The 12,065-nt window shown below is 65.5% G+C and carries 13 protein-coding genes and 1 tRNA gene; 8 read left to right on the forward strand and 6 right to left on the reverse strand.

Annotation, left to right across the window (positions count from 1 at the left end):
• The first annotated feature begins 3 nt into the window (after positions 1–3).
• Positions 4–1,431, forward strand: coding sequence for a dihydrolipoyl dehydrogenase (gene lpdA, locus PKE71_RS04105; RefSeq protein WP_271185689.1), 1,428 nt, complete (start codon positions 4–6; stop codon positions 1,429–1,431).
• Between the two features lie 251 nt (positions 1,432–1,682).
• Positions 1,683–2,177 carry an acyl-CoA thioesterase gene (locus tag PKE71_RS04110; protein WP_271185690.1) on the forward strand — a complete coding sequence of 165 codons (495 nt, stop codon included), beginning with the start codon at positions 1,683–1,685 and terminating at the stop codon, positions 2,175–2,177.
• On the opposite strand, the gene PKE71_RS04115 is transcribed toward PKE71_RS04110, so the two are convergent.
• Positions 2,178–2,648: a MarR family winged helix-turn-helix transcriptional regulator gene (locus PKE71_RS04115; RefSeq protein ID WP_271185691.1), complete on the reverse strand. Its 471-nt coding sequence runs from the start codon at positions 2,646–2,648 to the stop codon at positions 2,178–2,180.
• Positions 2,649–2,803: 155 nt separating this feature from the next.
• Here PKE71_RS04115 and PKE71_RS04120 point away from each other — a divergent pair, with 155 nt between their 5' ends.
• The gene (locus tag PKE71_RS04120) at positions 2,804–3,229 is read left to right on the forward strand and encodes an organic hydroperoxide resistance protein (RefSeq protein WP_271185692.1); all 426 of its coding nucleotides are present in this window, start codon (positions 2,804–2,806) and stop codon (positions 3,227–3,229) included.
• A gap of 46 nt (positions 3,230–3,275) precedes the next feature.
• Here the strand turns inward: PKE71_RS04120 and PKE71_RS04125 are convergent, their stop codons facing one another.
• A complete protein-coding gene (locus PKE71_RS04125) occupies positions 3,276–4,343 on the reverse strand; it encodes a malate/lactate/ureidoglycolate dehydrogenase (protein WP_271185693.1) in 1,068 nt (355 codons plus the stop codon).
• Positions 4,344–4,672: 329 nt separating this feature from the next.
• On the opposite strand from PKE71_RS04125, the gene PKE71_RS04130 reads away from it, so the two are divergent.
• From PKE71_RS04130 to PKE71_RS04150, 5 genes are all read left to right on the forward strand, one after another.
• Entirely contained in the window at positions 4,673–5,008 is a 336-nt protein-coding gene (locus PKE71_RS04130) for an energy transducer TonB (RefSeq protein WP_271185694.1), read from the forward strand.
• 130 nt (positions 5,009–5,138) lie between these two features.
• Positions 5,139–7,196 carry a methyl-accepting chemotaxis protein gene (locus PKE71_RS04135; RefSeq protein WP_271185695.1) on the forward strand — a complete coding sequence of 686 codons (2,058 nt, stop codon included), beginning with the start codon at positions 5,139–5,141 and terminating at the stop codon, positions 7,194–7,196.
• Between the two features lie 95 nt (positions 7,197–7,291).
• Positions 7,292–7,368 (forward strand) — tRNA-Met (locus tag PKE71_RS04140).
• A gap of 208 nt (positions 7,369–7,576) precedes the next feature.
• Positions 7,577–8,008 (forward strand): carboxymuconolactone decarboxylase family protein, encoded by a 432-nt coding sequence (locus tag PKE71_RS04145; protein WP_271185696.1) that lies wholly within the window; start codon positions 7,577–7,579, stop codon positions 8,006–8,008.
• Positions 8,009–8,102: 94 nt separating this feature from the next.
• Entirely contained in the window at positions 8,103–8,357 is a 255-nt protein-coding gene (locus tag PKE71_RS04150) for a hypothetical protein (RefSeq protein ID WP_271185697.1), read from the forward strand.
• A 160-nt stretch (positions 8,358–8,517) separates the two neighbouring features.
• On the opposite strand, the gene PKE71_RS04155 is transcribed toward PKE71_RS04150, so the two are convergent.
• From PKE71_RS04155 to cutA, 4 genes are all read right to left on the reverse strand, one after another.
• The gene (locus PKE71_RS04155; protein ID WP_271185698.1) at positions 8,518–9,570 is read right to left on the reverse strand and encodes a helix-turn-helix domain-containing protein; all 1,053 of its coding nucleotides are present in this window, start codon (positions 9,568–9,570) and stop codon (positions 8,518–8,520) included.
• Positions 9,548–9,883, reverse strand: coding sequence for a hypothetical protein (locus tag PKE71_RS04160; RefSeq protein WP_271185699.1), 336 nt, complete (start codon positions 9,881–9,883; stop codon positions 9,548–9,550). Before PKE71_RS04160 ends, PKE71_RS04155 begins: the two co-directional genes overlap by 23 nt.
• Before the next feature lie 113 nt (positions 9,884–9,996).
• Positions 9,997–11,625: an ATP-binding protein gene (locus PKE71_RS04165; RefSeq protein ID WP_271185700.1), complete on the reverse strand. Its 1,629-nt coding sequence runs from the start codon at positions 11,623–11,625 to the stop codon at positions 9,997–9,999.
• A 94-nt stretch (positions 11,626–11,719) separates the two neighbouring features.
• Positions 11,720–12,055 (reverse strand): divalent-cation tolerance protein CutA, encoded by a 336-nt coding sequence (cutA, locus tag PKE71_RS04170; RefSeq protein WP_271185701.1) that lies wholly within the window; start codon positions 12,053–12,055, stop codon positions 11,720–11,722.
• Between the last annotated feature and the right edge of the window lie 10 nt (positions 12,056–12,065).

Genomic DNA, 12,065 nt, shown 5'->3' on the forward strand with positions numbered 1-12,065 from the left:
GCCATGCAACAACGCACTTGCCAGGTCCTCGTCGTCGGTGGTGGCCCGGGCGGCTATCCGGCTGCGATCCGCGCCGGCCAGCTGGGGCTCGAGACGATTATTGTCGACAAGCACGGTCTGGGCGGGACCTGCCTCAATCGCGGCTGCATCCCCTCCAAGGCGATGATCCATGCGGCGACCGAGTTCGAGCATATGTCCGAGGCCGCCAGGGGCGACCGCTTCGGCATCTCGCTGTCCGAGGCGCCCAAGCTGGACATGGGCAAGCTGGTGGGCTGGAAGGACGGTATCGTCTCCAAGCTGACCGGCGGCGTGGCGCAGCTGATCAAGGCCGCCGGTGCCGAACACATCGCCGGCTGGGCCGAATTCTCCAACGCCAAGACCTGCATCGTCACGCAGGAGGATGGCGAGAAGGTCGAGATCACGGCCGAGAATGTGATCCTGGCCACCGGTTCGGTGGAAGTCGAACTGCCCTTCATGCCCTTCGGCAAGTCGGTGATCGGTTCGACCCAGGCACTGGATCTGACCGAACGTCCGGAAAAGCTGGTCGTTGTCGGGGCGGGCTATATCGGCCTGGAACTGGGCATCGCCTATCGCAAGCTGGGCACCGAAGTGACCTTCATCGAGGCGCTGGACCGCATCCTGCCGCTCTATGACAAGGAAATCACCCGCCCGATCACGATGTGGCTGAAGAAGCACAAGGTGGATGTCCACCTCTCCTGCAAGGCCAGGGGCGTGACCGAGACAAAAGGCGGCAAGGCCGTTCTGGAATATGAGGACGCCAAGGGCGCCACGCAGTCGATCGAGGCCGACAAGATCCTCGTCGCCGTCGGCCGCAAGGCGTGCCTCGATGGCTGGGGCCTTGAAAACATGGGCCTCGACATGGATGGCAAGTTCATCAAGGTCGATGCCCAGTGCCGCACCGGCATGCGCGGCGTCTATGCCATCGGCGATGTCGTCGGCGAGCCGCTTCTGGCGCACAAGGCGACGGCCCAGGGCGAGATGGTCGCCGAGATCATTGCCGGCCAGCGCCGCGTGCACGATCCCGTCGCCATCGCCGCGGTGTGCTTCACCGAGCCGGAAGTCGTCGGTGTCGGCCTGACGCCGGACGAAGCGAAGGCGAAGGGTGAAGAAGTGATCACGGGCAAGTTCCCGCTGGCCGCCTCGGGCCGCTATCTCTCCATGGATGCCGGCACGGATGGCGGTTTCGTCCGCGTCACCGCGCGCAAGGACGACCATGTCATCCTGGGCATCCACGCCGTGGGCACGCATGTCTCCGAGCTCTCCGGCGAGTTCGCCCTGGCGGTCGAGATGGGGGCGCGGCTGGAAGACATTTCCGGCACGATCCACGTCCACCCGACCCTCACCGAAGGCTTCGCGGAGGCTGCACTGACCGCGCTGGGTCATCCGATCCATATCTCCGCGCCGAAATAGGGGCGGGGGTCTCCGGCCACGCTCTCCTCTCCCCTCCCGGGGAGAGGGCAGGGTGAGGGGCGGCCGCGGGAGCGGCCACTTAAAGACTCTTCTTTAGCGCGGCGCGACCGCGCGCCCCTCATCCGGGCTTCGCCCACCTTCTCCCCGGAAGGGGAGAAGGGGTCGCGAGCGTGTTTCGCCGCGCAGCGGCCCACCCCCCTTCACCTGCCTCGCCGCCATCCATATATTGTGCACCTGCGAAGGAGAGTGTGATGGATGACAGCGCGATATCCCTGGCCGGGGTGATCGGGCCGGAGCAGGCGGTCGAGGGCGAAGGTCTGGGCTGTGTTTCCTTCGAGACGGCCCTGATGCGCCGCGTCGTGCCGGGCCCGGGCGATATCGACGAACTCGGCCACGTCAATAATGTCGTCTATCTGCGCTGGGTCCAGGATATTGCCATCACCCACTGGCACCGTGTCGCCACGCCGGAGATGATTGCCAGCGATATCTGGATCGCGCTGAAGCACACGATCGAATATCGCGATGCCATCCAGCCCGGCGAGACCGCCGAGATCCGCACCTGGCTGGGCCGGGTACACGGGCCGCGCTTTGACCGGCATGTCGATATCCGCAAACCCGGGGCGAAGCGCTTCTCTGCGCGGGCGACGACGGAATGGTGCCTGATCGACCGCGACACCCGCCGTCCCAAGCGGATCGGCGAGGACATTCTCGACACGTTCGCCCTGCGCGGGCTGGAGCGCAGCTGATCAGTCGCCGTCGCGTGCGCAGGCGAGATTGTCGCGCAGGCGTTCGACCGCGGTTCTGAGCTCGACCAGCTCGTCCTTGGTCATGCCCGTGGCTTGCGGCACGCAGGCGAGGAGGGCGCCGGCCTTGGCTTCCAGGTCGCGGCCGGACGGCGTCAGCTGCACGGCGACGCGGCGCTCGTCGGCCCGGTCGCGGCGGCGTTCGATGACGCCGGCGGTTTCCATGCGTTTGAGCAGCGGTGTGAGCGTGTTGGATTCCAGGCCGAGCCGTTCGCCCAGCTGGCCGACGCCCTGGCCGTCCTCTTCCCACAGCGCCATCAGCACCAGGAATTGCGGATAGGTCAGGCCCAGCTCGGCCATGATCGGCTTGTAGAAGCGATTGAAGGCATTGTTCGCCGAATAGACGGCGAAACAGACCAGATCGTTCAGCCGGATCTTTTCCGGGACGGTGGCGGGGGCAGGGGTTTCAGGCATTGCGGCTCTCGCTGGAACAAGGCCATCAATTTAATCGTACGCGATATGATCGCAAGCGCTTGACGACGGGGCATCGGCTTCCCAATTATATCGTGCGCGATTTAATCGTGCAAAAGTTACCTGGCCGCGAGGCCGCTCATCAGGAAGGACGCGCAATGTCTGTAAAGGTTGCATACAAGACCACGGCCCGGGCCACCGGCGGCCGCGACGGTACGGCGGAAAGCCTCGACGGAACGCTCAAGTTCAGGCTGGCGACGCCGAAGGAGCTCGGCGGTGCGGGCGGCGAAGGCGCCAATCCGGAGCAACTGTTCGCGGCGGGCTATTCGGCCTGTTTCATCGGTGCCATGAAAGCCGTGGCCGGCAAGGTCGGTACGAAGGTTCCGGCCGAGGCGACGGTCGAGACGACGGTCGGTATCGGTCCGCGCGACGAGGGCGGGTTCGGCCTCGACATCGACCTCAAGGTCGACCTGCCGGGCCTGGAGCGCGATACGGCACAGGCGCTGGTCGACGCCGCTCACCAGGTCTGCCCCTATTCCAATGCCACCCGCAATAATGTGGATGTCCGCCTGAGCCTGGCCTGACCGGCAAGCTCCTTCGCGCTCTGAAGTGCGCGAAGGAGCATTTGCCCTAGAGACGCTCCGGACAGCCGGCGATCTCGGCCGACTTGTTCAGCTGGGCGATCGTGGTGTCGTCCATGGGGATGCCCTCGCGGCGGCGCTTGCCCTCGGCGGCGCGTTCGGGATCGCCGGGATAGAGAACCGGGCTGTCCCAGTCCATGGGCGGCGAGGCGAGGACATAATCGGCCAGCGCCTCGATCTCGTCCTCCATCCAGGCCGGATCGCCGAAGGCGGCCGGATCGATCAGGATGGAGAAGAGCCCGTTCTGCAGGCCGCCGCGCCGCTCGCGCCCCGGCTGGATCGTGCCCGCCCCTGACAGCACGCCGCCCAGGATCTCGCAGGCAAAGGCCAGCCCGTATCCCTTGTGGCGGCCCATCGGGGTGAGTGCGCCCTTCAGCTCGAAACCGGCCATGCCGCCGGGATCGGTGGTCGGCCGTCCCTTCTCGTCGATCAGATTGCCCTGGGCCAGCGCGATGCCCCTGTTGGCCGCAACCCGTGCCTTGCCCAGCGCGATACGGCTGGTCGCCATGTCCAGCACGAAGGCAGGCCGGTTGGCGGTAGCCGGGAAGGCGATGCAGACCGGGTTGGTGCCGAAACGGGCGTCGGACCCGCGGAAGGGTGCGACCAGCGGCGCATGATCGCCGACGCTGACAAAATGGATCGAGGCCAGCCCGGCCGCCGCCGCCCGCTCGCCATAGGCGCCGACACGGCCGAGATGGTGCACATTGCCAAGTGTGGCCGCCGCCAGCCCGCCGGCCTTCGCCTTCTGTCCGGCCTGCTCGATCAGGCCGAAACCGGTCGGCGCGCCCCATCCGCCATTGCCGCCGATGCGCAGCAGAACCGGCGTGTCGGTCAGCGTGGAGGGGGTCGCCCCGGTCTCGACCAGGCCCTTGCGGATATGGTGGACATAGACCGGCAGCAGGCCGGCGCCGTGACTGTCATGGCCTTTCAGATTGGCATCGGCCAGATGCGCCGCGACACAATCGGCGTCAGGCTTGCGGGCTCCGGCCGAGGTGAGTACGGCGGCGAGAAACCCGGTCAGCGTGTCGGCATCGATGCGGCGGTCGGTGGGGGTCATGCAAGGGGTCCGGTTGGGGCGACCAGGAAGGATCGAATTGTTTTTTCGCGGTTAATCCGATGTTTACGAAGAATCCGGCGAAGACATGTCGCGTTTTGGCACAGGTAACCAAATCTTCAAATTGAAAACAGCTAAGACACTGAATTTACGAGATAAAAAAATTCTACAACCGCTCGAAAAATCGAATCGCACTTAAGCGTTTGGCAACCGGTTTCGGTCATTCTTCATCACGTCGGACAGAACGGGTCCGCAGGAAATCAACGGGCGTTCGAACACGGGGAAAATCCCGGGCAGCGCCTCGAACCAAGAACTGGATGAAGGGTATGTCGATGAACAAGACGGGAACCATGTTTCTGGCAGCGGCAATGACGGCGATGGCTTTCACGGCGGCTCCGGCACTGGCACAGGACGATCGCGAGCGCACCCAGGTCGAGGCACCGGAATATCCGCGCGGTGCCGAACGCCGCGGGATCGAGGGCTATGCGGTTGTCGAGTACACGGTTTCGGCCGAAGGCACGGTGGAGAACGCGACGGTCGTCGAGGCGAGCCCGGAAGGCGTGTTCGACCGCGCCGTTCTGCGCGCCATCGAAGGCTGGGCCTACGCGCCGGCCGCGTCCGCTTCCGAAGGTGTCCAGCAGCGCTTCGACTTCAACCTCGGCGGCTGAACATAAAGAAATACTGCGCCATCCGGCGATAGAACCGGAAAGCGCTCACAAGAATAAGAATTCATTTACGGCGGCGCGGTAGCGTCGCCGTATCTTTTTATCGGGGGCATTAACCGTAAGGGGCCATCCAATGAATTCTGTGTTCGCCAAGTTTCTCGGCAAGACCTCGAGTATCCGGGTCCGGCTCCTGGCTGCATTCGGTCTGACATCGGCGATGACGCTGATCGCGGCGGTGGTCGGTGTGACCGGCTTCAATTCGGCCAATTACGCCGTGCAGCAGATTGCCGAGCGTGCCATTCCGGAAACGCAGGCCGTCGATTCGCTGAGCGAAGACAGCCAGGCCCTCTCCGAGGCGCTGTCCAGTTTTGCCTTGTCCCCGACGGTGGATGCGCGCCTGGCCAACTACAACCGCGTCGTCGATTACCGCGAGCAGCTGACGGCCGAACTGGAGGATCTCCAGTCGATCGGCGGCGAGGCGGAAACCGCAGCACTGGCGACGGCCGTCGCCGATCTCTCCGATCTCGTCGAAAGCATGAACGAGGTGGTGGATCGCCGGCTCCAGATCCGCGACGAACGCTATGACGCGACCGCGCAGGCCCGCACGGCGCGCGCCCAGTTTGCCTCCAGCGTCGAGAATGCCCTCGACACCAGCACCGACGCGGACATTGAAAGCCTGCTGCGTTCGCTGCTGGCGGCCAACCAGATGATGATCCAGTACACAGAGGTCGATATTGCCTCGACCAATCCGGATGTCGACGCGGTGTTCGACCGCTGGGACGAAGCCGTCGGCGAACTGGATGTGAACCTCGCCATTCTCGGGCCGGTCGTGTCCGACGTGATGCGCGGCCAGGCCGACACCCTGATCGCCTTCGGTGAGGGCGACACCGGGATTTTCGAACTGCGCAAGGCGGAACTCGCCGCTGTTGTCGCGGCCGAAGTGGTCGCCGAGGAGGCGCGCCTGTCGGCCGAAACGCTGCTGGCCAGCGTTGAAGGTTACAAGCAACAGGTCGCCGGCCGCGTCGACAACGCGACCGACGCCGCCAACGGCGCCGTGATTGCCGGCCGGATCCTGCTGATCTCCATCGCGGCGATCGGCCTCGTGGTGGCGCTCGCGATTGCCTGGTTCTACGTCAACAATACGCTGCTCGCGCGCCTGACGGCGATGGCCCGCACCATGCGCGCGCTGGCCGACGGCGACAATGACGTCAATCTGGGCTTCACGCCCGGCCAGGACGAGATCGGCGACATGGCGCGCTCGGTGGACGTGTTCCGCCAGAACGCCAAGGAGCGTGCGCGTCTGGAAGCGGAAACCGAGCAGGAACGCCGCATGAAGGAGAAGCGTTCGGCGGCCGTGGAAAGCCTGATCCAGGCCTTCGAACAGGCCTCGTCGGATGCACTCAGCCAGGTCGGCGAAGCGGCCCATCGCATGGAAGCCGCCGCCCGCGCCATGAGCTCGACGGCGGCGGCCACCACCGGCAAGTCTGCCGCCGTGGCCCAGGCCTCCGAAGGCGCGTCGCAGAACGTTCAGACCGTGGCCGCCGCGGCCGAGGAAATGGTCTCCTCGATCGGCGAGATCTCGCAGCAGATCGCCCGCTCCACCGAGATCGCCGGTTCTGCCGTCGACCAGGTCGAGCGCACCAATGAGGACGTGCAGCGTCTCGACGATGCGGCCAAGTCGATCGACAATATCGTCAGCCTCATCAACGACATCGCCGAGCAGACCAACCTCCTGGCCCTGAACGCCACCATCGAGGCGGCGCGCGCAGGCGAGGCCGGCAAGGGCTTCGCGGTCGTGGCGTCGGAAGTGAAGGCGCTGGCCAGCCAGACCGGTGCGGCGACGCAGAACATCTCCGAGCACATCTCCGGCATCCAGGGTGCGACGGCCAAGGCGGTCGAGGCGATGTCCTCGATCGGCGGCACGATCCACGAAATGTCGGAAATCGCGACGGCCATCGCCGCTGCCATGGAAGAGCAGCGGGCGGCCGCGGGCGAGATTACCCGCTCGGCCCAGGAAGCCGCGGACGGCACGCGCGACGTGTTCTCCAACATCCAGGAAGTCGACCAGTCGACCTCGGAAACCGGCGAAAGCGCAGGCGAGGTGCTCGAGGCTTCGCTGGCCGTGTCGCGCCAGTCCGACTCGCTGAAATCGGCGGTCGAGCAATTCCTCAACGAGGTGCGTGCCGCGTAAAGCAGGCACAACTGAAATCGGGGCCCGTTCGCGGCTTGCCAGCCGCGGGCGGGCCGCGTATATGGCGTCCCTCTCCCGAACGGGACAGACCTCGTGGCGAGGTAGCTCAGCTGGTTAGAGCGCACGACTCATAATCGTGAGGTCGAGAGTTCAAGTCTCTCCCTCGCCACCACCCTTCGCCCTGCGGGCTTCGGGTGGCAAGCCACCCGCAGCGCGCACTTGGGGCGAAGAGGCTTGTCCTCCGAAGCCTTGGCGAAGGCGGGCTGTCCGCGACACGCGCGACAAGCCTTCCCGGCACTCCGCAGCGCATCTGTCACACGCGGCGCCGGCCATGCGTCTTGGGTTCTGAAGCCTTTGCTTCGCCAACCCGGGAGACTGACATGACTGCCCATACCGAAATCCGTGCCGATCGCGACCTGCCGGACGTCTTCAATGCCTTCATCGCGGCCCAGACGGCCATCCTCGAGACGGGTCTGGAACCTGCCCTGCGCCATCTCGTCGTGCTGCGGGCCTCTCAGATCAATGGCTGTGCCTTCTGCGTGAAGATGCACACGCGCGAGGCCCGTGAGGACGGGGAAACGAACGAACGTCTCGACCGGCTGGTGGCCTGGCGTCACATGTCCGACTTCACCGCACGTGAAAAGGCCGCCTTCGCCTGGACCGAGGCGCTGACGATTATCGATCCGGCCGCAGAGCTGGAGCCCTTGCGCGCCGGGCTGGCGCGTCATTTCGAGGCGCGCGAGATCGCCGCGCTGACGGCACTCATCGCGATGATCAATCTGTGGAATCGCATGCAGGTCGCCCGGCACTGAGCTGCCGTGACGGCCCGGCTTGCGTGGTGCGGCGAAGCGTCACGCAGGCCGGGCCCGCCATGGTCCTGCGTCTCAGGAACAGGTAGAAGACCCCATGAACAGAACCAACATCCCCCTCATCGCCGTCGCGGTCGTCGCGATCCTGCTCTGTCTCGCCTTCATCGTCTGGGGGCTGGGCAATCTGCCCGAGGTCTCGATGGGCATTCACGGCTGGATTGCCCTCGGCCTGGGCACAGTGGTCAGTGTCGCCGTCGGCGGCGGGCTGGCGGCCATCCTGATCATCTCGCGCCGCAATGGCTATGACGAAGCCGCGCACCAGGTGTTCAAGGACAGCGAGCCGGATCTCTAGAGCGATTTCATCGCGATTGCGGCCGATGCGATTGCACTGGCCTTTGACCGGTCGCATTTTCGAACCGCAAAGCCGGTACCCACTTTTGCTGAAAATGCCGGGTCCTGAGTGGCCGCATTTTCGAACCGCAAAACCGGTACCCACTTTTGCTGAAACTGCTCTAACCGCTCAGCGCATCGCGACGGAAAGCCGTCGGTGTCGTGCCGGTTTCGGCGCGGAAGGCCCGGTTGAAGGGCGCGATCGAGCCATAGCCCAGGTCCAGCGCGATGGTGAGGACCTGGTCATGGGCGCGGTCCGGGTCGGCGAGCAGCCGCTTGGCCTCTTCCAGCCGGTGGGCGTTGAGGAAGGCGGAGAAATTCCGGTAGCCCAGCCCCTGGTTGATGATCCGCCGCAGCCGGTGCTCGCGCGTGCCCAGATGCTCGGCCAGCGAGCCGACGGTGAGACCGGGTTCGCGATAGAGTCCTTCGGCCATGGCGGCTTCCAGCCGGCGGGCGAGGGGGCGGTTCTCCGGTGACAGCTCCCGGCCGCGCGCGCCGGTGCCGCGGCGGCGCCTGTCCCGGGCGCCGAACAGGTCGGTGGGCGTGGCAACCAGCCAGCCGGTAAATCCCATGGCTAGGATGAAGAGCGTGAAGCCGTGGGCGGGGAAGACCCAGTCGGGAAAGCTGGAACGGGCATAGCGCAGTTCCAGGGCGGATATGGCAATGCCCAGGAGGGCGACCAGGATCGCGAAGGCGATGCGGAATTTGCGCCGGGGCTCGATCAGGTCGTCGCCCCAGTCGCGCAGGGCCAGGATGGCGGCGTGCCCCATCATCGAGATGTTGATGATCTGCCAGCCGCTGGCGGAGATCATCGCGAACACGCTGTCGCCGGGCGACAGGAAATTGCCCGCCGCACACAGCACAACCGCCAGCATGGGCAGCAGGCGCCACATCCGCCAGCGGAAGCCGGTATCGAACAGGGCTGTGGTGAACCACCAGAAGAACACGCCGGTGGGCACGGCGAACACGTTCAGCACCGGATCGAAGGGGCCGAGAACGGCGGCGATCGTGTTGGACGACAGGAGCGCGTAGCAAGCCACGCCGGTGGCGAACAGGATGCCGAGACGGGCCGCCAGGCTGTGCCGGGCATCACGCAGGAAGAGAAGGCCGAGCATCACGGCGAGAGCGAAGGTCCCGCCGCGCGCCAGGATATCAAGAATCTCGATCGTGCTCATCCCGTGCTGGTCCGGTCTGCTGTGCAATCCGGTAGCGGTTATCGCAGCTTGCATGCGTTGCGGGAAGCGCGGCGCCCGCATGCAGGGCCTGGAGACAGCGGTCGCCGGACGCTTCGACGGCGCGGTCGAGTGTATCGCGGACGCAGGAGCGCACACCGCGCGCGGCCATGGCACCGTGGCGATTTTCGTGCCGGCACGCGGTCAGCACACGCTGGTGCAGCCGGTCCAGCCGGTCCTGGGTCGTGTCGGTCTGGGGTGCTGCGGGGGAGAGCAGCAAGGTGGCGGCAAAAAGGGCGCCGGGGAGAAAAGCCATATCGACCTCCGTGGTTGGCAGGCCGATGCATGACAGCGCCGGGGGCGCGGCGTCTGCGCGTTTTCGAAATCACGCAGCCTATTTCATCCGCGCGACAGGTCTTTCAACCCGGATCAGGCTGCGGCGCTGGTCTGCCGTTTCGCCGGATCGCCGAGACAGGCATCGATGGCGCCGAAGAACTCGGCCTGGTTGATCGGCTTGGTGACGACATCATTCATGCCCGCTTCGCGGCAGCGCGTCCGGGCGCTCGACAGGGCGTTTGCGGTCAGGGCGACAATCGGAACCTGGCCGGCCGGCCCGGGCAGGGCGCGGATGGCGGCGGTTGCCTGCAGGCCGTCCATCACCGGCATCTCCATATCCATCAGCACGAGATCGTAGTGTTGCGCCTGGACCGCCTCGAGTGCGGCAGCGCCGTTTTCCACGAAGTCGGCCTCATAGCCGCGCAGGTTCAGGAAGCCCCTGGCGACGGCCCGGTTCACGGCAATGTCCTCGGCGACGAGAATACGGACACCGCCCGCAGGCAGGGCGGCCTGGACGGGCTCCGGCGTCCCGGCGGCGGGTGCCGGCTCGGCAATATCGCGCTTCAGGGGCACTTCGAACCAGAAAGTCGAGCCCTGGCCGGCCGTGGTGCGGAAACCGATCGTGCCGCCCATCAGCTCGACGAGGCGCTTGCAGATCGTCAGCCCGAGCCCGGTCCCGCCATGGGCGCGCGTGGTCTCGGCATCGGCCTGGGTGAAAGCGGAGAAGAGTTTCGTCTGCGCAGCCTCGGGCACGCCGCAGCCCGTGTCTCGCACCTCGACCCGCATGACATGACGGCGGCGGCCGATGGCGTGAAAGCCCATTTCCACATCGACCGAACCGGTCTCGGTGAACTTGATCGCATTGCTGACCAGGTTGAACAGGACCTGTTTCAGCCGCACCGGATCGCCCTCGAAGCGGTCGTCCTTGCCAGCCTGCACCTCGATGGAGAAGCCGATCGCCTTTTCCCGCGCGCGGGCCTGCCAGAGCGTGCGGGCGTCGGCGGCCATGCGGTGGGGATCGAAGACCTGGATGTCGAGGTCCATCTTGCCGGCCTCGATCTTCGAGAGGTCGAGGACATCGTTCAGCAGGCGCAGGAGAATCTGGCCGCTGTCATTGATCACGCGCACGAATTCGGTCTGTTCGTCGTTCAGCTCGGTCGACATCAGCAATTGCGCGACGCCGAGCACACCGTTCAGCGGCGTGCGGATCTCGTGGCTCATCGTGGCCAGGAATTCCGATTTGGCCTTCGACGCCGCCAGAGCCTCGATGCGCGCATGACCCAGCTGTTCGGCGAGGGCGGAGAGCTTGTGGCTGCGCTCGGCGCTTTCCCGCGAGGTCTCGCGGAACAGGTCCAGCGCGGTCCCGACACCGCAATAGTCGCCATTGCGGGTGATCAGGAAGCCTTCCATCAGGGCTGACGGCCGGTCCCGTACGATCAGCATGTTCAGCTCGGCGATCGGCGTCGACGCCTCGACCAGCAGCGGATCCTTGTTCATCAGGAAGGTGACCGGGCGTTTGGAAAACAGTGCGCGGCCGTGCCGGTCGGCCATTTTCACGAAGAAGCGGTCGCGCGACACCATGCCCACAGGCTGGCCGTCCTGCACCACGGCAACGACCAGCAGGTCCTTGTCGTCGGAGAACAGGTCGTAGACGAACTCACCCGAAGTGTCCGGCGAAACCACCGGCGCATCTGTCATCACATCGCGAACAAGGCGGCTCATCCCGTTTCCCCCTGAAATCTGCGGGGGAGATTGTCCGGGCCTGCTTTCCAAGGCTTAAACGCCTGAACGGTTTCATGGAAACTTCACCGAAACGTCACGAAGACGGGCGCGTTTCCCGATCGATCCAGTCGAGAAAACCGGCCGCACTTCCGGCCGTGTCAACCGGCAGGGAGAGCACGCACGGTTCGTCATGGGGATGCAGCGCGACGATGCGCTCGCACAGGGCGGGCGCCAGATCGGTCCGCGTTTTCAGGACCATGATGGCCTCCTGCGCGGTCTCCACCTTGCCCTGCCAGCGATAGACGCTGATCATGCCGCGGAACACGTTTGCGCAGGCGCACAGCTTCTCCTCGATCAGCTGTTTTGCGGCCGCCTCGGCGCTGTCGGGATCGGGCCAGGTTGTGTAGGTCCAGCTATGGCTCATGGTCATCCTCGCTGTC

Source organism: Maricaulis virginensis, assembly GCF_027922185.1.
GTDB lineage: Bacteria > Pseudomonadota > Alphaproteobacteria > Caulobacterales > Maricaulaceae > Maricaulis > Maricaulis virginensis.